Raw genomic sequence first — 21425 nt, 5'->3', positions numbered from 1 at the left:
AACCGGCTTTGCCGGGCCTCAGGTGTTGCCCCCGGCAGGGGGTGGGAGAAGGGAAACGAAGTGCGCGGAGCCTGGGGGCAAGCCCAGAGATATCAGGGCTGGTATTTCCAGGCGCCGTTTTCGATCTTCACCATCACGCGGGCGCGCTGGTCGAGGCCCAGGTGGTCCTGCGCGGTCATGTTGAACACGCCGTGCGCGCCGGCCACTTCCTTGGTCTGCTCCAGCGCGTCGCGCAGCGCGGCGCGGAACTCGGGCGTGCCGGGCTGGGCCTTCTTCAGCGCGACGGGCACGGCCGAGCTCATCAGCAGGCCGGCGTCCCAGGCGTGGCCGCCGAAGGTCGAGACCGAGCCCTTGCCGTAGGCGGCTTCGTAGGCGGACACGTAGGCGAGGGCGGACTTCTTCACCGGATTGCTGGCGGGCAGCTGGTCGGCCACGAGCACGGGGCCGGCGGGCAGGAAGGTGCCTTCCACGTCCTTGCCGCCCACGCGCAGGAAGTCGGCGTTGGCCACGCCGTGGGTCTGGTACATCTTGCCGGTGTAGCCGCGTTCCTTCAGCGTCTTCTGCGGCAGAGCTGCCGGCGTGCCGGAGCCGGCGACCAGCACTGCGTCGGGCTTGGCGGCCATGATCTTCAGGGCCTGGCCGGTCACCGAGGTGTCGGTGCGGGCATAGCGCTCGTTGGCCACGACCTTGATCTTCTTCAGGTCGGCGGCCTTGGCGAACTCCTGCGACCAGCCTTCGCCGTACGCGTCGGAGAAGCCGATGAAGGCGACGGTCTTCACGCCATTGGCGGCCATGTGCTCGGCGATGGCCAGCGACATCATGATGTCGTTCTGCGGCGTCTTGAACACCCACTTCTTCTTGGCATCCATCGGCTCGATGATGCGCGCCGACGCGGCCACCGAGATCATCGGTGTCTGCGCCTCGCTGGCCACGTCGATCATGGCGAGCGAGGCCGGCGTGGTGGTCGAGCCCAGGATCACGTCGACCTTGTTCTCGGCGATGAGCTTGCGCGTGTTGTTGACGGCCGCGGTGGTGTCGGAGGCATCGTCCAGCACGATGTAGTTGATCTTCTGCCCGCCGATCGTCTTGGGCATCAGCGAGATGGTGTTCTTCTCGGGGATGCCCAGCGAGGCTGCCGGGCCGGTGGCCGAAATGGTCACGCCGACGTTGACGTCGGCCCAGGCCGCGAGGGCCGTGGCGCACAGGGCGGCGGTCAGCAGGGGCTTGAAGAATTTCATGGTTGGTTTGTCTCCGTTTGAAATGAAAGTTGAGGCCTGAAGTATCTCAGCGCTCGTCGAAGGAAAGCGTGACGCGTTCGGTCAGCGGGTGTGCCTGGCAGGTCAGTACGAAACCCGCGGCCACTTCATTCTTGTCGAGCGCGAAGTTTCTTTCCATGCGGACTTCCCCGTCCACGCACTTGGCGCGGCAGGTGCCGCACACGCCGGAGGTGCACGAGAACGGCACCTCGAGCCCCGCGGCCGAGGCTGCGTCGAGGATGCTGGGCTGGCCTTCGGTGAAGGTGATCTCGCGTTGCAGCCCGTCGCGCACGATGATGATGCGCGCCTGCTTGGCATCGCCGGGCTGCGCCTCGTGCACCACCGCGCCCACCTGCGTGGCCGAGGGCAGTGCGACGCCGAAGCGTTCGATGTGGATGCGGTCTTCCGGCACGCCGGCGGCCAGCAGCGCGGCCTCGGCCTCGTCGTTCATCTGGAAGGGGCCGCACACGTACACGTGGTCGATCTGCGCCGCCGGCACCACGCTCTGCAGGAACTCGCCGATCTTCTCGCGGTTCATCACGCCGAAGCCCAGCGGCGAATCGGTGTGTTCGTCGGAGAACACGTGCTGCAGCACGAGGCGCGTCATGTAGCGGTTCTTCAGGTCCTCGATTTCTTCCTTGAACATCGTGGACTGCAGCTGGCGGTTGCCGTAGATCAGCGTGAAGCGGCTGTGCGGCTCGCGCGCGAGCACCGTCTTCATGATCGACAGGATGGGCGTGATGCCGCTGCCGCCGGCAATGCCGACGTGGTGGCGCGCCGAGCCGGGCTCGATGGGCACGAAGAAGCGGCCCTGCGGCGCCATCACCTGGAGGGTGTCGCCGGGCTTCAGGCTGGCGTTGATCCAGTTGGAGAACACGCCGCCGCGCACCTTGCGCACGCCCACGCGCAGTTCGCCGTCGTCGAGGCCGGCGCAGATCGAATAGGAGCGGCGCAGGTCCTGGCCGTCGATGTCGTGGCGCAGCGTGAGGTACTGGCCCTGCGTGAAGCCGAAGACCTGCTGCAGGTCGGCCGGCACCTCGAAGGAGACGATGACGGCCTCGTGCGTGTCGGGCTCGATGGCCTTCACGCGCAAGGGGTGGAAGAGGGTGCTCATCGTGTTGTGTTGCCTCAGATCGGCTTGAAATGTTCGAAGGGCTCGCGGCAGGCCATGCAGCGGTACAGGGCCTTGCAGGCCGTGGAGCCGAATGCGGAAAGGCGCTCGGTGCGCTCGCTTGCGCAGCGTGGGCAGGCGATGCGTTCGCCTGCGATGCGGCCGAAGAGCTTGATCGGCATCGCGGTGTTGGCCGCGACTTCGGGCGTGAGATGCGCCGGCGGCGCGATGCCGTAGGCCCTGAGCTTTGCGCGGCCTTCGTCGCTGATCCAGTCGCTGGTCCAGGCGGGCGCGCGGCGTAGCGTGGCGCGTGCACGGCCCAGGCCGGCCTGCTCGACGGCGGCGAGCACGTCGTGCTCGATGGCCTCGGTGGCGGGGCAGCCGGAATAGGTGGGCGTGAGCACGATCTCCAGGCCGTCGTCGTGCTCGATCACGTCGCGCACGATGCCGAGGTCGCAGACCGACACGGCCGGCACCTCGGGGTCGGGCACGGTGCGCAGCACGGCCCATGCGGCGTCGACGCGCGAGGCCAGTGCGTTCACCACACGCCTCCGGGGAAGGTGCGCTGCAGGTGCTGCATCTCCGCGAGGATGTAGCCCATGTGCTCGCTGTGCACGCCGTGCTTGCCGGTGCTGCGGAAGGCGGCTTCCCTGGGCATGGCGAGGCCGGCGGCGTCCAGCACCTGCTGCATCTCGGCGAGCCAGGGTTCGCGCAGCTCGCTCCATGCCGGGCCGAGGCCGCTGGCGCTTGCGGCGGCATCCACCTCGTCGCTGAAGAAGAGCTCGGGCATGTAGAGCCACAGCTGCTTCAGCGCCTTCTCGGTGCGGCGGCGCGATTCCTCGGTGCCGTCGCCCAGGCGCACCACCCAGTCGCCCGAGTGCTGCTGGTGGTAGCGCGCTTCCTTCAGCGCCTTGCCGGCGATGGCGGCCACCTCGGGATCGTTCGACGCGGCCAGGCGCTGCCACAGCAGCTTGAGCAGCGTCGAGACCATCGTGTTGCGCACCACGGCGAAGGCGAAGTCGCCGCGCGGCAGTTCGGCGATGGTGAGGTTGAAGTAGTCGCGCTCGTCGCGCAGGTAGGCGAGCTGGTCCTCGTCGTGCTCGCGGCCGGCGCCTTCGAGCTTGCCCGCGTGCGTGAGCAGCGCGCGGGCCTGGCCGACGAGGTCGAGCGCGATGTTTGCCATCGCGATGTCTTCCTCCAGCACGGGCGCGTGGCCGCACCATTCGCCCAGGCGCTGCGCGAGCACGAGGCATGTGTCGCCGATGCGCAGCAGGTATTGCACGGCGGGCGTGCGGTTCAGTTCGATCGATGCTTGCATTTCATTGGCTCTGTCTTGCTCCCTCTCCCCTTGGGGAGAGGGTTGAGGTGAGGGCGCGGGCGGTGGATGAGGTCCGGTGATGGCGAGGGCCGAAGCCCTCACCCCAACCCTCTCCCGCAAGCGGGAGAGGGGGCAAGACCTCACATGTGATCGACCGATTTGGGCAAGGCATAGAAAGTCGGGTGGCGATACACCTTGTCCTCGGCCGGGTCGAAGAACATGTCCTTGTCGCCCGGGTCGCTGGCCACGATCTGGTCGGAGCGCACCACCCAGATGCTGCTGCCTTCCTGGCGGCGCGTGTAGACGTCGCGCGCCATCTGGATCGCCATCTTCGGGTCGGCCGCGTGCAGGCTGCCGCAGTGCTTGTGGTCGAGGCCGGCCTTGCTGCGCACGAACACTTCCCACAGGGGCCACTCTTGCTTCTGTTCGACGGTCATGCCGCCTCCTTCATAGGTTGTTTGTTGGCGTGGGCCAGCGCGGCTTCGCGCACCCATGCGCCGTCTTCCCAGGCGTCGACGCGGGCCTGCAGGCGTTCGCGGTTGCAGGGGCCGTCGCCGCCGATCACGCGCCAGAACTCGCTCCAGTCGATGGCGCCGAAGTCGTGCGCCTGGCGCTCCTCGTTCCACTTGAGGTCGGGGTCGGGCAGGGTCACGCCGAGGATGCGGGCCTGCTCCACCGTGGCGTCGACGAACTTCTGGCGCAGCTCGTCGTTGCTGAAGCGCTTGATGCCCCAGCGCATCGACTGCGCACTGTTGGGCGACTGGTCGTCCGGCGGGCCGAACATCATGATCGAGGGCCACCACCAGCGGTTGACCGCGTCCTGCACCATGGCCTTCTGCGCATCGGTGCCGTGGGTCATCATGGTCAGCAGCGATTCGTAGCCCTGGCGCTGGTGGAAGCTCTCCTCGCGGCAGATGCGGATCATGGCGCGCGCATACGGCGCGTACGAGCAGCGGCAGATCGGCACCTGGTTCATGATGGCCGCGCCGTCCACCAGCCAGCCGATGGTGCCCATGTCGGCCCAGGTCAGCGTGGGGTAGTTGAAGATCGAGCTGTACTTGGCCTTGCCGCTGTGCAGCGCCTCGAACATCTGGTCGCGCGAAGTGCCCAGTGTCTCGGCGGCGGCATACAGGTAGAGGCCGTGGCCACCCTCGTCCTGCACCTTGGCCAGCAGGATGGCCTTGCGCTTGAGCGTGGGCGCGCGGCTGATCCAGTTGCCCTCGGGCAGCATGCCGACGATTTCCGAGTGCGCGTGCTGGCTGATCTGGCGCACCAGCGTCTTGCGATAGTGCTCGGGCATCCAGTCCTTCGCCTCGATGAAGTCGCCGGCGTCGATGTGCGCGTCGAAGCGTTGCTCGAGCTGCATCTCCTCGGCGGAGCGCACGGCCTTCTGCTTGCCGTCGCCCGAGTCCTTGCCCATGGTGTCCATTGCCTGGGTGTACATGTGCGTGTCCTTTCGGTGGATGTGGAAAGTGGCTTTCTTCAGCGCGGGCGCGTGTCGATCACGCGGCGTGCCTTGCCGGTCTGCGTGCGTTCCATCTCGTCGGGGCCGTGGACCACCACGCGGGTGGAAATGCCGATGAGCGTCTTCACGCGGTGCTGCAGCCAGTCGCCGATGGCAGCGCGGTCGGCCGAGGCGGCGTCGGCGGGCTTGAGCTCGCAGTGGATCTCGACCTGGTCGAGCTTGTCGGCGCGGCTCACGTGCACCTGGTAGAGGCCCGAGAGCGCCTGGTGCGCGAGCACGATCTCTTCCACCTGCGTGGGGAAGACGTTCACGCCGCGGATGATCATCATGTCGTCGCTGCGCCCGACGATCTTGCCCATGCGGCGGAACGAGCGCGAGGTGGGTGGCAAGAGGCGCGTGAGGTCGCGCGTGCGGTAGCGCACGATGGGCATGGCCTCCTTGCTCAGCGAGGTGAAGACGAGCTCGCCTTCCTCGCCGTCGGCCTTCAGCTCGCCGGTCTCGGGGTCGATGATCTCGGGATAGAAGTGGTCTTCCCAGATGACGGGGCCGTCCTTGCTCTCCACGCATTCGCTGGCCACGCCCGGGCCCATCACTTCAGAGAGGCCGTAGATGTCGACCGCGTCGATGCCGGCCCTGGCCTCGATGTCGCGGCGCATCGCCTCGGTCCACGGCTCGGCGCCGAAGATGCCGACCTTCAGCGAGCTGTCTTTCGCGTCCAGCCCCTGCCGCTCGAACTGCTCGATAATCACCTGCATGTAGCTGGGCGTGACCATGATGATGTCGGGCCTGAAGTCCTGGATGAGCTGCACCTGCTTCTCGGTCTGGCCGCCCGACATCGGGATGACGGTGCAGCCCGCGCGCTCGGCGCCGTAGTGCGCGCCCAGGCCGCCGGTGAACAGGCCGTAGCCGTACGACACGTGCACCATGTCGCCGGGGCGGCCGCCCGCAGCGCGGATGGAGCGGGCGACGAGGTCGGCCCAGGTGTCGATGTCCTGCAGCGTGTAGCCCACCACGGTCGGCTTGCCGGTGGTGCCCGAGGAGGCGTGGATGCGCGCGACCTTCTCGCGCGGCACGGCGAACATGCCGAAGGGGTAGTTGTCGCGCAGGTCGCTCTTCACCGTGAACGGGAACTTCGACAGGTCGGCCAGCGACTTCAGGTCGTCAGGGTGAACGCCCTTGTCGTCGAAGGCACGGCGGTAGTGGGGCACGTGCTCGTAGGCGCGCTGCAGCGTGGTGCGCAGGCGGGCGAGCTGCAGCGCCGCGATCTCGTCGCGGCTGGCAGTCTCGATGGGCTCGAGCTCGCCGGGGGCGGGGCGTTTGACTGTCATGTGTGTTGTCTCCTCAGGCGGCTGCGGCGGCAGGCGGAACGGCCGGGCGGCCCTTGGCGGTGTAGGAGCGGCCGCGGAAGATCGCGACGCGCTCGCCGCGCTGGTTGGTGATTTCGGTGTCGTACACGCCGGTGCGCCCGGCCTTCGACACCTCGTGGCAGCGCGCGGTGAGCACGTCGCCCTCGCGCGCGGGGGCGATGAAGTCGATGGCGAAGCCCGAGGCCACGGTCAGCTCGTCGTACGAGTTGCAGGCGAAGGCGAAGGTGGAATCGGCCAGCGTGGCCATGAAGCCGCCGTGGCAGATGGCGTGGCCGTTGAGCATGTCCGGGCGCACGCGCATCTCGATGGTGGCCTGGCCGGGGCCGACCTCCACGATGCGCATGCCCAGGCCCTTGCTGGCGTTGTCGTTGGCGAACATGCCGTCGCGGACGTACTCGGCCGTCTGCTGGGGCGTGCGTTGGATGTCGGTCATGGCTCAGCGATCCTTGAAGACGGGCGCGCGCTTGGCGCGGAAGGCTTCGACACCTTCGCGGTAGTCGTTGGCGTTGCCCATCTCGCGCTGGATGCGGGCTTCTTCGGCAAGCGCCGCGCCCAGGTCCATGTGCTGTGCGGCGGCCATGGCCTCGCGGGTGGCGACGAGGGCGCGCGTGGGCATGCCGGCCAGCTTCGATGCGAGCGCGGCTGCGGTGCCGGCGAGTTCCGTGTCGTCCACGCACTGCCAGATCAGGCCGATGCGCGCGGCTTCCTCGGCGGACAGCTTGTCGCCGAGCATCGCGATGCCCAGCGCGCGCGCCGAGCCGACGAGGCGCGGCAGCAGCCAGGTGCCGCCGGTGTCGGGCACGAGGCCGATCTTGGTGAAGGCCTGGATGAAGCTGGCCGAGCGCGCGGCCACCACGAGGTCGCAGCACAGCGCGAGGTTGGCGCCAGCGCCGGCTGCCACGCCGTTGACGGCGGCGATCACCGGCACGGGCATCGAGCGCAGGCGCGCGACCAGCGGGGCGTACCAGGTGGAGATGACGTGGCCCAGGTCCTTGGGCGCGGCGCCGGGCGTGGGGTCGGGCGCGACGGACGGGTCGGCCAGGTCCTGCCCCGCGCAGAAGGCGCGGCCTGCACCGGTGAGCACCACGCAGCGCACGCTCGCATCGCTTGCCGCGGCTTCCAGCTCGGCCATCAGTGCTTCGTGCAACTGGGTGGTGAAGCTGTTGAGCGCCGCGGGCCGGTTCAGGCTCAGCGTGCGCACGGCGCCGGCGTTGGCGGTGAGTACCAAAGGCTCAGTCATCGCGTGTCTCTTTCGTCCTTTATGGGTATGGGCCGGCGTGCAAACACTATTGACCGACCGTTCGGTTGATTTTAGGATCGACCCCGGCGGCGGCACAAGGCGGCTCGATCAGGGCAAACCCTGAGAGCCGCAAAAAGCCAGGCCCAGCCAAGACAAGGAGACAGACCGAATGCCCAGCTATTCCATCGACGGCGTGATCCCGGTCGTCGATCCGAGCGCCTACGTGCACCCCACGGCAGTGCTGATCGGCGACGTGATCGTCGGCCCCAACTGCTACGTGGGCCCCTGCGCCAGCCTGCGCGGCGACTTCGGCCGCATCGTGCTGGAGGAGGGCTCCAACGTGCAGGACCACTGCTGCATCCACGGCTTTCCGGACAATGACACGGTGGTGGAGGTCAACGGCCACATCGGCCACGGCGCGATCCTGCACAGCTGCATCGTGCGGCGCGACGCGCTGGTGGGCATGAACGCGGTGGTGATGGACGAGGCCGAGATCGGCGAGAAGGCCATCGTCGCCGCCTGCGCCTTCGTGCCGGCCGGCATGAAAGTGCCGGCGCGCACGCTGAGCGCGGGCATCCCGGCCAAGGTGAAGCGCGAGCTGACCGAGGACGAGATCGCCTGGAAGCTCGAAGGCACTCAGACCTACCAGGCGCTCACGGTGCGCAGCCTCGCGAGCCTGCACGAGGTGGAGCCGCTGACCGGCGTGGAGAAGAACCGCCCGCGCCTGCCGGCCACCGACGTGCGTTCGCTCATCGCCACCAGGCGGGGCTGAGGAGCCCGTTCGCGCTTGGTGCAAGATCGCGCGTTTCCTACAACCGAACGACAACCGAGGAACAGCAACCGATGCCGCGTGGAAGATCCGCCACCTATGAGGACCAGCGTGAATTCATCCTCGCGCAGGCCGCCCAGCTGTTCGCGCGCAGCGGCTATCCCGCCACCTCGATGAACCAGGTGGCCGAGGCCTGCGGCCTCTCGAAGGCCACGCTCTATCACTATTACAAGGACAAGAGCAGCCTGCTCATCAGCATCGCCGAGACGCATGTGTCCAAGCTCGCGGCGCTGGTGGCCGAGGAAGAGGCCTCGACGCACACCGACGAGCAGCGCCTGCGCCGCTTCATCTACCGCATCGTCGAGGAATACGCCGGCGCGCAGGATGCGCACCGCGTGCTGACCGACGACGTGCGCTTCCTGGAAGAGGCCGACCGCGAGCGCGTGCTCGACAAGGAGCGCGAGGTGGTCGCGGGCTTCGCGCGCGCGGTGTCGGCCTTGCGCCCCGGCGCGCCCAGCGACGACCTCGCCAAGCCGCTGACCATGCTGCTCTTCGGCATGATCAACTGGATGTTCACCTGGATGAAGCCCGACGGCCGGCTCGACCACGCGGCCATCGCGCCGATCGTGGCCGACCTGTTCCTGGGCGGCATCGGGGCTGTGAAGTCGCCCGAGGCCGCCGCCCCGCGAGGCGCTAGAGAATCCGGTTGAACCAGAGCAGCGACAGCCCGGCCGACAGCAGCGTCAGCACCGCCGCGCACATCGCGAACAGTGCCGAGATCTCGGTTTCCTTCTTCTCCACCGTGAGCTTGGAGCTCAGCGTCTCGTAGACCTTCTTCAGGTCGTTCGCGGTGCCCGCGTAGAAATATTCGGCGTTGGTCTTGTTGGCGATGGCCTTGAGCGTGTCCTCGTCGAGCCGCACGCGCATCGACCAGCCTTCGAAGCCGATGGTCTCGCCGTCGACCGTGCCCACGCCCACCGTGTAGATGCGCACGCCGCGGTCGGCCGCGGCCTTGGCCGCGTCCAGCGGATCGACGCCGGTGGTGCGCTGGCCGTCGGTCAGCATGATGATCGCGGCCGAGGTGAAGGAGCCCGGCGCCACGGGCGTGAATTCCTTGAGCTTCTTCTCGTTCTGGTCGATCGCCGCACCGCGCTGGCGGCTCGGCGCGCTGAACTGCTCGACGTCGATGCCCGCGTCGGGGAAGAGCGTGGCCAGCGACACCACGATGGCATTGCCGGTGGCGGTGGCGCGCTGCAGCTGGAAGCTGTCGATGGCGGTCACCAGGTCTTCATGGTTGGTGGTGGGCAATTGCGCCACCTGCGCGCTGCCCGCAAAGGCGACGATGCCAACCTTCACGCTGCGCGGCAGGTCCTTGATGAAGCTCTTGGCCGCTTCCTGCGCCGCCACCAGCCGGTTGGGCTGCACGTCGGCCGCGCGCATGCTGCCCGAGACGTCCATCGCCAGGATGATGGTCTGCTGGTTCGACGGCAGCACCACCACCGCCATCGGCCGCGCCGCGGCCACCAGCATCGCGGCCATCGCCAGCAGGAACAGGAGGGGCGGCAGGTGCCGCCGGAAGCTCTGCCCGGCGCCCATGGCCTCGCGCACGATCGACAGGCTGGCATAGCGCACCGCCAGCTTCTTCTTGCGCCGCAACAGCCAGAGATAAAGCAGGATCAGCAGCGGCAGCGCCGCCAGCAGCCAGAGGAATTGAGGCCAGAGAAAAGTCATGCTGCCACCGCCTTCATGCCAGCCTGGCCGATGCGCGCGCGGCGCTTGCGCAGATCGGCGAAACGGACGATGGCTTCCACCAGGTCGTCATTGGTCGAGAGTTCGAGCGCGTCGACGCCGGACCGGGCCAGTGCCTCGCGCAATGCGGCTTCGCGCTCGGCCGCCAGCCTGGCGAAGCGCTTGCGGAAGCCCGCGTCGTGGGTGTCGACCCACAGCTGCTCGCCGGTCTCGGCGTCGCGCAGCGGTACCAGGCCGAGGTCGGGCAGCTCCAGCTCGAGCGGATCGAAGAGGCGCACAGCGACCACCTCGTGGCGCTGCACCAGTTGGCCCAGCGGGCGTTCCCAGCCGGGCTCGCTGAGGAAGTCGGACACCACGAACACCGTGGAGCGGCGCGGCATCAGCGTGGCGGCCGACTTGAGCAGGTCTGCCAGCCGCGTCATGCCTTTCTGCAGGGGCTCGGCCTTGCCGGCGCGCTTTTCCATCGCGTGCAGCAGGTGCAGCACATGGCGCCGCCCGGTGCGCGGCGGGATCACCGCCTCCAGGTCGCTGCCGTAGACCAGCGCGCCCACCCGGTTGCCGTGCCGCGTGAGCAGCCGCGCCAGCACGCCGACGAAGCCCGCGGAGATCTCGCGCTTGGCCTTCAGGCCAGAGCCGAAATCGACCGAGCGGCTCAGGTCGAGCACGAACCACGCGGCCATCTCGCGGTCTTCGGTGAACACGCGCACGTGCGGCGTCTGCAGCCGTGCAGTGACATTCCAGTCGATGTGGCGTACGTCGTCGTGGTGCTGATATTCGCGCAGGTCGGCTAGGTCGAGCCCGGTGCCGCGCATCAGCGTGCGGTAGTCGCCCTGCAGCAAGCCGTCGAGGCGGCGGATCACGGTCCATTCGAGCCGGCGCAGCGCGCGTTCGGCCCCGCCGGCTTCGATGGCGAGCCGGTCGTCGTTGGCGGCCGCGGGGGCCTTACGCCACCAGCTTTTCATGTTCCAGAGGCTTTGGAGGAGCGGGGACTGCGCGCATGATCTTCTCGACCAGGCTGTCCGGCGTCAGGCCTTCGGACAGGCCTTCGTAGGAAAGCGTCACGCGATGGCGAAGCACGTCGGGCACCAGCGCCGTCATGTCTTCCGGCAGCGCATAGCTGCGACCGCGCAGCAGGGCAAGGGCGCGCGCGCCTTCGGTCAGGCTGATGCTGGCGCGCGGGCTGGCGCCGAAGGTGATGAAGCGGCGCAGGTCCTTCAGGCCGTGCTTCTCGGGCGTGCGCGTGGCGGACACCAGCTTCACCGCATATTGAATCAGCGACGGGTCGACGTACACGCGCCGCGCCTCGGCCTGCAGCGCCGCGAGTTGCTCGGTGGTGGCGACCGGCGTGGCGCTGACCGGCGGGCCGATCACGCGCTGGACGATGACGAACTCTTCCTCGTCGCTCGGGTAGTCGACCAGCACCTTCATCATGAAGCGGTCGACCTGCGCCTCGGGCAGTGGGTAGGTGCCCTCGGTCTCGATGGGGTTCTGCGTGGCCATCACGAGAAAGGGGCGCGGTACCTTGTGCGTCTCGCCCGCGATGGTGACCTGGCGCTCCTGCATCACTTCAAGCAGCGCGCTCTGCACCTTGGCCGGCGCGCGGTTGATTTCGTCGGCCAGCAGCAGGTTGGCGAACACCGGGCCCAGCGAGGTGCTGAAGTCGCCGGTCTTCTGGTTGTAGATACGCGTGCCCACCAGGTCGGCGGGCACGAGGTCGGGCGTGAACTGGATGCGCTTGAACTGGCCGCGCACGGTGTCGGCCAGCGTCTTCACCGTGAGCGTCTTCGCCAGCCCCGGCACGCCTTCTACCAGCAGGTGTCCGCCCGCGAGCATGGCGACCATCACGCGCTCCAGGAAGCGGTCCTGGCCCACGACCACGCGCTTCACCTCGTAGAGGATCTGCTCCATCAGTTCGGCCGTGCCGGCTGGCGTGGGGTTGGCGGTGGTCTCTGCTGTGCTCATGCGAAGGGCTTTCGAGAGGAAAGGAAGAAAAGAGGATCAGAAAGGCGGCGAACCCGCGGCCGATGCCGCGTTCTCGATGGGCACCGCGAAGCCGATGCCGATGAAGGTGCGCTGCTGCGTCGGGTTGAGGATGGCGGTGACGATACCGAGCACCTCGCCGTCCATGTTGATGAGCGGGCCGCCCGAGTTGCCGGGGTTGGCGGCCGCGTCGAACTGGATCAGGTTGCCCAGCTCCTGCTTGCCCTCGGGCGAGCGGAACGAGCGCTTCAGGCCTGACACCACGCCGGCCGACACCGAAGGCCCGATGCCGAAGGGAAAACCTACCGCCGCGACCTGATCGCCGGGGCGCAGGTCGGCGGTGGAGCGCATGGTGGCGGGGATCAGGTCGTCGGGAATCTTCTGCGCCTGCAGCACCGCGAGGTCGTTCTCGGGCTGCACGCCGGTGATGGTGGCGGGCGCCTCCAGGCCGTCGTAGAAGGTGACCTTGATCTTGTCGGCACCGGCGACCACGTGCAGGTTGGTGAGGATCACGCCCTTGTCGACGATCACCACGCCCGTGCCCACGCCGCGTTCGTACTCGCCCGGCGCGCCGCCGTCGTTGGGCGCCTCGGGCGGCTTGCCCTTGGCCATGTTGCGCCCGCGCTTCTGGGTCTTGGCCTCGGGCGTGTTCTTTTCCTCGCCGTAGCTCACCACCCGCACCACCGAGGGCCGGATGATGTCGGCCGCCTTGGCCGCGGGCGAGGGCAGGGTGTTGGTCTGCAGCGTGCGCAGTACGGCCGCGTCGATGTCTTTCTGGGTGAGAACCTTGGTGCCAGGGCGCGGTGTCCACAGCACGGCGCCGGTGACCAGCGCGGCCGAGAGCATGACGAGCAGCGCGAAGCTGCGGCGGCCGGGCTGCCAGCCGGATTTCTTCACGGGGCCCTCAGGAGGTATGGAGCCGGCGCCGGCCGTCTCGGGCGATGGCGGCGCATCCGCCCGTTCGGCCGCCTCGTCTGCGGCCGGTGGCAGCGTGCGGGGCGAGCGGCTGTAGAAAGCGGGCCTGCGCATCGGAGTACCTCCGGCTTAAAAAATCGCGATCGCGTGTAGAGGAGTTCACAGTAGCACGCTTTCCGCGCCGGCGCATCCCATCGGGCATCATCGCGCGATGCCTACCTTCGTCGATACCCACTGTCATCTGGACGCGCCCGAATTCGGTGCGGAGATGCCGGCGCTGCGCGCCCGCGCCGCCGAGCGGGGGGTGACGATGTGCGTGATCCCGGCGGTGGCCGCCTTCAACTTCGCCACTGTGCGCGAGCTGGCCCACGCGCAGGGCGATGCCTACGCGCTCGGAATACACCCGCTGTGCACCGGAGAGGCGAAGGACGAAGACCTCCAGGCCCTCGATGCCGAACTGGGCGCGCGGCGTGACGACCCGAGGCTGGTGGCGGTCGGCGAGATCGGCCTGGATTACTTCGTCGAGGGGCTGGACGGTGAAAAGCAGGAGCGTTTTTTTCACACTCAGTTGCAACTGGCACGCAAACATGGGTTACCCGTGCTCATCCACGTGCGGCGCTCGGTCGACAAGGTGCTCAAGCATCTGCGGCAGACGGCGGGCGGCCGGCCGTGGCAGGGCATCGCCCATGCGTTCAACGGCAGCGAGCAGCAGGCCGGCGCGTGCATCGAGCTCGGGCTCAAGCTCGGCTTCGGCGGCGCGGTGACCTTCGAGCGCGCCCTGCAGCTCCGGCGCCTGGCATCGACGCTGCCGATGGAGTCGATCGTGATGGAGACCGACGCGCCAGACATCCAGCCGCACTGGATCTACCGCACGCAGGCCCAGCGCGATGCCGGCGAGCCGCAGGGGCGCAACGAGCCGGCAGAGCTGCCGCGCATCGCCGAAGTGGTGGCACAGCTGCAGGGCATCGGCATCGACGCGCTGGCCGAAGCGACCACTCGCAACGCGGTCGCGGCGCTGCCGAAGCTCCAAAGTCTGCTGTCCGTGTCGGATGGCCGGAAACCCCTCGCGTAGGCCGATGCCCCGAGTTGCGTCCAGGCGCGCCAAGGGCCCCTTTTTGCTGTCATCCTTGAAGTTCGAAGTGGCGTTGGTTGTGCAGTGGCACATCCGTCACTCAAATATTTCACTCAAAAAAGGAGCCTATCCATGACCAAGTCCTTTGTTCGTACCGTTCCCGTCGTCGTCGCCCTGGCGCTGGCATCCATCGGCCTGTCGGCCGTCGCGCAGACCGCCGCCACCACCGAGCCATCCACCACCGAAAAGGTGAAGGAAGCCGGCAAGGATGCGGTGAACGCCACCGAGCGCGGCGCGGAGAAGGCGTGGGACGCCACCAAGAGCACCACCAAGAAGGCCGTGAACGCGACCGAGCGCGGCTCCAAGAAGGCCTGGAACGCGACCAAGCGCACCACCAAGAAGGCGACCAACGCCACCAAGAACGCAGCCTCCAAGACTGGCGAGGCCGTCGAGAATGCCGGCCACAAGACGGCCGACGGCATGCGCTCCACCGGCAAGGCCATCGGCGAGAAGATTCCCGGCACGGCCGAGAACGAAGCCGCCAAGAAGTAAACAGTTCCGGACTGGTTCCGGACCTGTTGCGCAGCCCTTCCGGGCTTCGCGAAAGAACCCGCTTCGGCGGGTTTTTTCATGGGCGGCGAAAGCACGCGCGCGACAGTGGCACGATTGCCGCCCATGAATCCTCCCGCCGCATCCATGGCCGCCGCGAGCCCGCTGCTCACGGGGCTCGCGCCCATCGTGTCGCCGGCCACCGCCGTGCTGATCCTCGGCAGCTTTCCGGGAGTGAAGTCGCTCGAGCGGCAGCAGTACTATGCACACCCCCAAAACCAGTTCTGGAAGATCCTGCAAGCCGTGTGGCCCGACATTCCCCAGCCTTCGGGCGCCGACAGCTATGGGCCGCGCTGCCAGTGGCTGCTCGACCGCGGCTTGGGCGTGTGGGACGTGTATGCGTCCTGCGAGCGCGAGGGCAGCCTCGACTCGGCGATCCGCGCGCCCGTGGCGAACGACATCGCCGGGCTGCACCTGCCGAAGCTTGCGGCCATCGCGCACAACGGCGGCGAGAGCTTCAAGCATGCGCGCCACACGCGCACGCTGGGCGTGCCGGTCTACCAGCTGCCTTCCACCAGCCCCGCCAATGCGTCGTGGAGCTTCGAGCGCAAGCTCGCGGCCTGGCGCGAGGTCCTGGCCGCCCACCAACTAGTCGCCTGACCGGCCGCATCGATGGCATCGAGCAAAACTCCTGTTTCCCTCCCTGAAGTCAATTTCTCCGACTGGGGCGACATCCGCTACCTGCACCTCGGCACCGAATGGGTCCAGGGCTCCATGAAGCTCGATGCGCCCTTCGAGATCGAGCTCGAGTACGTGCAGCGCATGATGGCCTGGCTGCTCTTCGTCGACGGCAAGACCGTGGCCGGCCGCCATGCCATGCAGCTCGGCCTGGGCGCGGCCACGCTCACCAAGTTCAGCCGCAAGATCCTGCGCATGCGCACCACCGCGATCGAGCTCAATCCGCAGGTGGTGTCGGCGTGCCGCGGATGGTTCAAGCTCCCGCCGGACGACCCGAAGCTGCGCGTGGTGATCGCCGATGCCGCCGCCGAGATCCGCAAGCCCGAGTGGCACGGCACGGTCGACGCGCTGCAGGTCGACCTGTACGACCACGAGGCCGCCGCGCCCGTGCTCGACAGCGAAGACTTCTATGCCGACTGCCGCGCGCTGCTCACGGAGGACGGCTGCATGACGGTCAACCTCTTCGGCCGCTCGTCGAGCTACGAGCGCAGCCTCGAGAAAATCTCCGCCGCCTTCGGTGCCGACGCCGTCTGGGCCTTCAAGCCGACGCGCGAAGGCAACACGGTGGTGCTCGCGCAGCGCACGCCGAGCCGCCCGAAGCGCGAGGCGCTTGCCGAGCGCGCCCAAACGATCCAGACTCGCTGGGGTTTGCCCGCGCCGAAATGGCAGCGGGTCTTCAAGCCGCAGAATCCGACACTCACCCGAACCTGAACCCGAACAACAGACGGCACATGAGCGCTGTACCCGCTGCTTCCGCCCCCGCCCCGCTGGCCGCGCGCCACGAAGGCCCTCTCGACCTGCGGCGCCTGATCGAATGGCTCGCCTCCGACGGCGTGATTTCCCCGGTCGAGGCCAAGCGCACCATCGCCCGCTGCGCGCAGGCCGAGAGCCGCCAGGCCCCGCTGGTGCGCCTGGCCAACGTCGCGATGACGCGCGAGAGCGACAACAAGCCGCTCGACCTCGAAATGCTCACGCAATGGCTTGCGGGCCGCGCGGGGCTCTCCTATCTGCGCATCGATCCGCTCAAGGTCGACGTGGGCAAGGTGGCCGACACCATGAGCGCGGCATACGCCGAGCGCCACAAGGTGCTGCCGGTACAGGTGCTGCCCAACGAGGTGGTGGTGGCCACGGCCGAGCCCTTCCTCACCGACTGGATCGCCGAAGTGGAGCGGCAGGCGCGGCGCTCGGTGCGGCGCGTGGTCGCCAACCCGGCCGACATCCAGCGCTACACGGCCGAGTTCTTCGCGCTCGCGAAGTCGGTGCGCGCCGCGCAGAAGGCCGGCGGCAACACCGCCAGCGCGAGCTTCGAGCAGCTGGTGGAGCTCGGCAAGAGCAACAAGCAGCTCGATGCCAACGACCAGAGCGTGGTGCAGGTGGTCGACTGGCTGTGGCAGTACGCCTTCGACCAGCGCGCCAGCGACATCCACCTGGAGCCGCGCCGCGAGCAGGGCGTGATCCGCTTCCGCATCGACGGCATCCTGCATCCCGCCTACCAGATGCCCATGGGCGTGATGAACGCGATGGTCGCGCGCATCAAGCTGCTGGGCCGCATGGACGTGGTCGAGAAGCGCCGTCCGCTCGATGGCCGCATCAAGACCCGCAACATGCGCGGCGACGAAGTCGAAATGCGCCTGTCGACCCTGCCGACCGCCTTCGGCGAGAAGATGGTGATGCGCATCTTCGACCCCGACACCGCGGTGAAGGACCTCGACGCGCTGGGCTTCGCGCAGCACGACGCGCAGCGCTGGGAGCAGCTGGTCACGCGGCCCAACGGCATCATCCTGGTGACCGGGCCCACGGGCTCGGGCAAGACCACCACGCTGTACTCCACGCTCAAGCGCGTGGCGACCGAGGAGGTCAACGTGAGCACGGTGGAGGACCCGATCGAAATGATCGAGACCTCCTTCAACCAGACGCAGGTGCAGCCGCAGCTCGACTTCGGCTTCACCGAGGGCCTGCGCGCACTGATGCGGCAGGACCCGGACATCATCATGGTCGGCGAAATCCGCGACCTGGCCACCGCCGAGATGGCGGTGCAGGCCGCGCTCACCGGGCACCTCGTGTTCAGCACGCTGCACACCAACGACGCGCCGAGCGCCATCACGCGGCTGATGGAGCTGGGCGTGCCCTCGTACCTCATCAACGCCGTGATGCTGGGCGTGCTCGCCCAGCGCCTCGTGCGCACGCTGTGCCCCAACTGCAAGCAGCCGGACGACACCGTCAACCGCGAGAAGCTGGAGGCCATCGTCAAGCCCTGGCAGATCACGGGCTCGGTGCGCGCCTACAAGCCGGTGGGCTGCGTCGACTGCCGCATGACCGGCTACATGGGCCGCATGGGGCTCTACGAACTGCTGAGTGTCAGCGAGCCGTTCAAGAGCCAGGTCACGAAGGAGCCCAACCTCGCCGGGCTGCGCCGCCAGGCCGTGATCGACGGCATGCGGCCGCTGCGGCTGGCCGGCGCGCTGCGCGTGGCCGAGGGCGTGACGACCATCGAAGAGGTGCTGAGCGCCACGCCGCCGCTGGAGTAGGGCCTGTTCCCAGCCACCCGGGAGGCGATGAATACTCCCGGGTTATCCCTAAGACTTTGGTTAGTGGAATCCACATCGGCCTGACCGGAAGCTGACTGGACAATCCCGCATCGAAATTTGTTCGAGGAGACTGTTCGTGAAGATCAAGAGTCAGAAAGACTTTTTCTCGGGTCTGATGTTCACGGTGGTGGGTGTGGCGTTCGCATGGGGCGCCACCACCTACACCGTGGGCACCGGAGCCCGGATGGGACCGGGTTACTTCCCGTTGATGCTCGGCATCCTGATGGCCCTCATCGGCCTCGGGATCATGTTCACCGGGCTCAGCGTCGAGACCACCGACGGCGAGAAGATCGGCAAGTGGGCCTGGAAGCAGGTGGTGTTCATCCTCGGCGCCAACCTCGCCTTCGGCATCCTGCTCGGCGGCCTGCCCAGCCTTGGCATTCCGGCCATGGGCATGATCATCGCCATCTACGCGCTGGTGATCATCTCCAGCCTCGCGGGCCACGAGTTCAAGCTGCCCAGCGTGCTGGCTCTGGCCACCGTGCTGGCCGTCGGCAGCTACGTCGCCTTCATCTGGGCGCTCAAGCTCCAGATCCAGGTCTGGCCGACCTTCATCACCGGTTGAGACGAAAGCCGATACCACCATGGACCTGATCCACAACCTTTCCGTCGGTTTTGGCGTCGCCTTTACCTTCACCAACCTGCTGTATTGCCTGATCGGCTGCATCCTGGGCACGCTGATCGGCGTGCTGCCCGGCATCGGCCCGGTCGCGACCATCGCGATGCTGCTGCCCGCCACCTACGCGCTGCCGCCCGTGTCGGCGCTGATCATGCTGGCCGGTATCTATTACGGCGCCCAGTACGGCGGCTCGACCACCGCGATTCTGGTCAACCTGCCCGGTGAGTCTTCATCGGTGGTGACAGTGATCGACGGCTACCAGATGGCGCGCAAGGGCCGTGCGGGCCCGGCGCTCGCCGCTGCCGGCCTGGGCTCGTTCTTCGCGGGCTGCGTCGGTACGCTGATCCTGGCCGCCTTCGCTCCGCCGCTGACCGAGCTGGCCTTCAAGTTCGGCCCTGCCGAGTACTTCTCGCTGATGATCCTGGGCCTGATCGGCGCCGTGGTGCTGGCTTCGGGCTCGCTGCTCAAGGCCATCGCGATGATCGTGCTGGGCCTGCTGATGGGTCTGGTCGGCACCGACGTGAATTCGGGCGTGGCGCGCTACAGCTTCGACATTCCCGAACTGACCGACGGCATCGGTTTCGTGGCCATCGCCATGGGCGTGTTCGGCTATGGCGAAATCATCGCCAACCTCTCGCGCCCCGACGACGAGCGTGAAGTGTTCACCGCCAAGGTCTCGGGCCTGTTCCCGACCAAGGAGGACTTCAAGCGCATGGTTCCCGCCGTACTGCGTGGCACCGCGCTGGGTTCGGCGCTGGGTATCCTGCCGGGCGGCGGCGCGCTGCTGGCTGCCTTCGCTGCCTACACGATCGAGAAGAAGACCAAGCTGAAGCCGGGCGAAGTGCCCTTCGGCAAGGGCAACATCCGCGGCGTGGCGGCTCCCGAGTCGGCCAACAACGCCGGTGCGCAGACCTCCTTCATCCCGCTGCTGACGCTGGGTATTCCTCCCAACGCGGTGATGGCGCTGATGGTGGGCGCGATGACCATCCACAACATCCAGCCGGGCCCGCAGGTGATGACCAGCAACCCCGAGCTGTTCTGGGGCCTGATCGCCTCGATGTGGCTGGGCAACGCGATGCTGATCATCCTGAACCTGCCGCTGATCGGCATGTGGATCAAGCTGCTGTCGGTGCCCTACAAGTACCTGTTCCCGGCGATCGTGCTGTTCTGTGCGATCGGCGTCTACTCGACCAACAACAACACCTTCGACATCTGGATGGTGGGCATCTTCGGTCTGGTGGGCTACACCTTCTTCAAGCTGGGTTGCGAGCCTGCGCCGCTGCTGCTGGGCTTCATCCTGGGCCCGATGATGGAAGAGAACCTGCGCCGCTCGCTGCTGCTGTCGCGTGGCGACTGGAGCGTGTTCGTCACGCGCCCGATCTCGGCGAGCCTGCTGGCTGCAGCTGCATTGCTGCTGATCATCGTGTTGTTGCCGGCCGTGAAGTCGAAGCGCGAGGAAGCCTTCGTCGAGGATTGAGTTCGCCCCCAGGCTGCGCGCACTTCGTGTCGCGCGCGCGCCTTCCCCCTTCCGGGGGCAACACCTGCGGCCCGGCGAAGCCGGTTCCGCGGAGACCAGATTCGCCCCCAGGCTTCGCGCACTTCGTGTCGCTGCGCCAACCCCCTTCCGGGGGCAACACCTGCGGCCCGGCGAAGCCGGTTCCGCGGTGTTTCACGAAGACGGCGCCCCTTCGGGCGCCGTTTCTTTTTCAGGGCTTCTGCGCGCGCGGCGGCTTCATGTGCTGCCGCGCCATCGCCAGGAAGGCCATCGCGGCCGGGCTCAGCGGATGCTTGGCGAGGCGGATGGCGACCACCGGGTACTCCAGCACAGGGCGCGTCACGCCCACGGCGCGCAGGTTGCCGGGCATCAGCACTTCCACATAGCGCGGCGCCAGCGCCACGCCCGCGCCGGCCTGAATGAGGCCGAAGGCGGTCGACAGCATCGAGACGTGATGCACCACCTGCGGATACACGTTGGCCACGCTCGCCAGTTGGCGGCTCACGGCGCGCCACACGTTGGCGTCGGGGTTGACGTGGATGAAGGGCTGGTTTTCCAGGTGCCTGGCCTCGACCGATTCATGCTGCGCCAGCGGATGGTCGTCGCGCACGAAGAGGGCCATCCGCTCGGTGAAGAGAGGCTCGGTCGCCAGCTCGGAATGCTTCTGGCCGATGTCCGAGCCGAAGCCCAGGTCGGCCTCCTGCGAGAGCACGCGCGAGATCATCTGCTCGGCCGTGCTGTCGAGCAGCGTGGCCGCGAGCGTCGGGTGCTTCTGCGAGAAGCGGCCCAGCAGCGGCGGCAGCAGGGCGCCCGCGGTCAGGTGGCCCACCGCGAGCACGATGCGACCCTCGCGCAGCTGCGACTGCGAGCGGCAGGCGCCGACCGAATCGTCGATGAGCCGCAGCGCGCGCACGGCGGTGTCGACCATCATCTGGCCCGCGTTGGTCATGCGGATGCGGCGCCCGCGCACCACCAGCGGCTGCGCCAGTTCTTCCTCGAGCCGCTTGATCAGGTGGCTGATTGCGGGCTGTGTGAGCTGCAGGGCCTCGGCGGCCAGCGTGAAGCTGCCGGTTTCGGCCACCGCCGCCAGCGCCCGCAGCTGCTGCAGCGAGATTTCTTCGGCGGGGGCTCGTGTCATAAACCGTGTTGATAGTTGAATAAGCCGAATTATCTGGCTTGATGCGCCAGCGCTGC

Annotated in this window: 23 protein-coding genes; 9 read left to right on the top strand and 14 right to left on the bottom strand. The window is 67.8% G+C overall.

Features of this window, described 5'->3' with window-relative positions:
• Positions 1–92: 92 nt before the first annotated feature.
• The 9 genes from AC1VNX_RS27765 to AC1VNX_RS27725 form a co-directional block, all read right to left on the bottom strand.
• Positions 93–1238 (bottom strand): ABC transporter substrate-binding protein, encoded by a 1146-nt coding sequence (locus tag AC1VNX_RS27765; protein WP_483160784.1) that lies wholly within the window; start codon positions 1236–1238, stop codon positions 93–95.
• 46 nt (positions 1239–1284) lie between these two features.
• Positions 1285–2370, bottom strand: a complete 1086-nt coding sequence (gene paaE / locus AC1VNX_RS27760; protein WP_483160783.1) for a 1,2-phenylacetyl-CoA epoxidase subunit PaaE — start codon at positions 2368–2370, stop codon at positions 1285–1287.
• 14 nt (positions 2371–2384) lie between these two features.
• A complete protein-coding gene (gene paaD, locus AC1VNX_RS27755) occupies positions 2385–2909 on the bottom strand; it encodes a 1,2-phenylacetyl-CoA epoxidase subunit PaaD (protein ID WP_483160782.1) in 525 nt (174 codons plus the stop codon).
• A complete protein-coding gene (paaC, locus tag AC1VNX_RS27750; protein WP_126023083.1) occupies positions 2906–3685 on the bottom strand; it encodes a 1,2-phenylacetyl-CoA epoxidase subunit PaaC in 780 nt (259 codons plus the stop codon). Before paaC ends, paaD begins: the two co-directional genes overlap by 4 nt.
• 140 nt (positions 3686–3825) lie before the next feature.
• A complete protein-coding gene (gene paaB / locus AC1VNX_RS27745) occupies positions 3826–4122 on the bottom strand; it encodes a 1,2-phenylacetyl-CoA epoxidase subunit PaaB (RefSeq protein WP_126023084.1) in 297 nt (98 codons plus the stop codon).
• Complete coding sequence (gene paaA / locus AC1VNX_RS27740; RefSeq protein WP_483160781.1) at positions 4119–5129, bottom strand: 1,2-phenylacetyl-CoA epoxidase subunit PaaA; 1011 nt, start codon at positions 5127–5129, stop codon at positions 4119–4121. The genes paaB and paaA overlap by 4 nt, the downstream gene beginning before the upstream one ends.
• 38 nt (positions 5130–5167) lie before the next feature.
• On the bottom strand, positions 5168–6478 hold the full coding sequence (gene paaK / locus AC1VNX_RS27735) for a phenylacetate--CoA ligase PaaK (protein WP_483160780.1): 1311 nt from the start codon (positions 6476–6478) through the stop codon (positions 5168–5170).
• Between the two features lie 13 nt (positions 6479–6491).
• A complete protein-coding gene (gene paaI / locus AC1VNX_RS27730) occupies positions 6492–6950 on the bottom strand; it encodes a hydroxyphenylacetyl-CoA thioesterase PaaI (protein ID WP_483160779.1) in 459 nt (152 codons plus the stop codon).
• 3 nt (positions 6951–6953) lie between these two features.
• The gene (locus AC1VNX_RS27725; protein WP_483160778.1) at positions 6954–7757 is read right to left on the bottom strand and encodes an enoyl-CoA hydratase-related protein; all 804 of its coding nucleotides are present in this window, start codon (positions 7755–7757) and stop codon (positions 6954–6956) included.
• Positions 7758–7926: 169 nt separating this feature from the next.
• Here AC1VNX_RS27725 and AC1VNX_RS27720 point away from each other — a divergent pair, with 169 nt between their 5' ends.
• A complete protein-coding gene (locus AC1VNX_RS27720) occupies positions 7927–8529 on the top strand; it encodes a phenylacetic acid degradation protein PaaY (protein WP_483160777.1) in 603 nt (200 codons plus the stop codon).
• 71 nt (positions 8530–8600) lie between these two features.
• Complete coding sequence (locus AC1VNX_RS27715; RefSeq protein WP_483160776.1) at positions 8601–9236, top strand: TetR/AcrR family transcriptional regulator; 636 nt, start codon at positions 8601–8603, stop codon at positions 9234–9236.
• Here AC1VNX_RS27715 and AC1VNX_RS27710 read toward each other — a convergent pair.
• From AC1VNX_RS27710 to AC1VNX_RS27695, 4 genes are read right to left on the bottom strand one after another with little or no spacing between them, the layout of a single operon-like run.
• Positions 9220–10257: a VWA domain-containing protein gene (locus tag AC1VNX_RS27710; protein WP_483160775.1), complete on the bottom strand. Its 1038-nt coding sequence runs from the start codon at positions 10255–10257 to the stop codon at positions 9220–9222. The genes AC1VNX_RS27715 and AC1VNX_RS27710 overlap by 17 nt on opposite strands.
• Positions 10254–11237, bottom strand: a complete 984-nt coding sequence (locus AC1VNX_RS27705) for a DUF58 domain-containing protein (protein ID WP_483160774.1) — start codon at positions 11235–11237, stop codon at positions 10254–10256. Before AC1VNX_RS27705 ends, AC1VNX_RS27710 begins: the two co-directional genes overlap by 4 nt.
• Entirely contained in the window at positions 11218–12237 is a 1020-nt protein-coding gene (locus AC1VNX_RS27700) for an AAA family ATPase (RefSeq protein WP_483160773.1), read from the bottom strand. Before AC1VNX_RS27700 ends, AC1VNX_RS27705 begins: the two co-directional genes overlap by 20 nt.
• Before the next feature lie 36 nt (positions 12238–12273).
• Positions 12274–13284: a S1C family serine protease gene (locus AC1VNX_RS27695; RefSeq protein WP_483160772.1), complete on the bottom strand. Its 1011-nt coding sequence runs from the start codon at positions 13282–13284 to the stop codon at positions 12274–12276.
• A gap of 97 nt (positions 13285–13381) precedes the next feature.
• Between AC1VNX_RS27695 and AC1VNX_RS27690 the strand changes: the two genes are divergently transcribed.
• From AC1VNX_RS27690 to AC1VNX_RS27660, 7 genes are all read left to right on the top strand, one after another.
• Positions 13382–14242 (top strand): TatD family hydrolase, encoded by an 861-nt coding sequence (locus AC1VNX_RS27690; RefSeq protein WP_483160771.1) that lies wholly within the window; start codon positions 13382–13384, stop codon positions 14240–14242.
• A gap of 132 nt (positions 14243–14374) precedes the next feature.
• The gene (locus AC1VNX_RS27685; RefSeq protein WP_483160770.1) at positions 14375–14794 is read left to right on the top strand and encodes a hypothetical protein; all 420 of its coding nucleotides are present in this window, start codon (positions 14375–14377) and stop codon (positions 14792–14794) included.
• 123 nt (positions 14795–14917) lie between these two features.
• Entirely contained in the window at positions 14918–15451 is a 534-nt protein-coding gene (locus AC1VNX_RS27680; protein ID WP_301507306.1) for a DNA-deoxyinosine glycosylase, read from the top strand.
• Positions 15452–15463: 12 nt separating this feature from the next.
• Positions 15464–16240: a class I SAM-dependent methyltransferase gene (locus AC1VNX_RS27675; protein ID WP_483160769.1), complete on the top strand. Its 777-nt coding sequence runs from the start codon at positions 15464–15466 to the stop codon at positions 16238–16240.
• Positions 16241–16260: 20 nt separating this feature from the next.
• Entirely contained in the window at positions 16261–18057 is a 1797-nt protein-coding gene (gene tfpB, locus AC1VNX_RS27670) for a type IV pilus assembly ATPase TfpB (protein WP_483160768.1), read from the top strand.
• A gap of 136 nt (positions 18058–18193) precedes the next feature.
• Entirely contained in the window at positions 18194–18682 is a 489-nt protein-coding gene (locus AC1VNX_RS27665; RefSeq protein ID WP_483160767.1) for a tripartite tricarboxylate transporter TctB family protein, read from the top strand.
• Positions 18683–18701: 19 nt separating this feature from the next.
• Entirely contained in the window at positions 18702–20213 is a 1512-nt protein-coding gene (locus tag AC1VNX_RS27660) for a tripartite tricarboxylate transporter permease (RefSeq protein WP_483160766.1), read from the top strand.
• Positions 20214–20442: 229 nt separating this feature from the next.
• Here AC1VNX_RS27660 and AC1VNX_RS27655 read toward each other — a convergent pair whose 3' ends face one another.
• Positions 20443–21369, bottom strand: a complete 927-nt coding sequence (locus AC1VNX_RS27655; RefSeq protein ID WP_483160765.1) for a LysR family transcriptional regulator — start codon at positions 21367–21369, stop codon at positions 20443–20445.
• Between the last annotated feature and the right edge of the window lie 56 nt (positions 21370–21425).

The sequence above is a fragment of the Variovorax sp. TLI9-5A genome (assembly GCF_056867935.1).
This window is presented reverse-complemented; position numbering and strand designations above follow the sequence as displayed.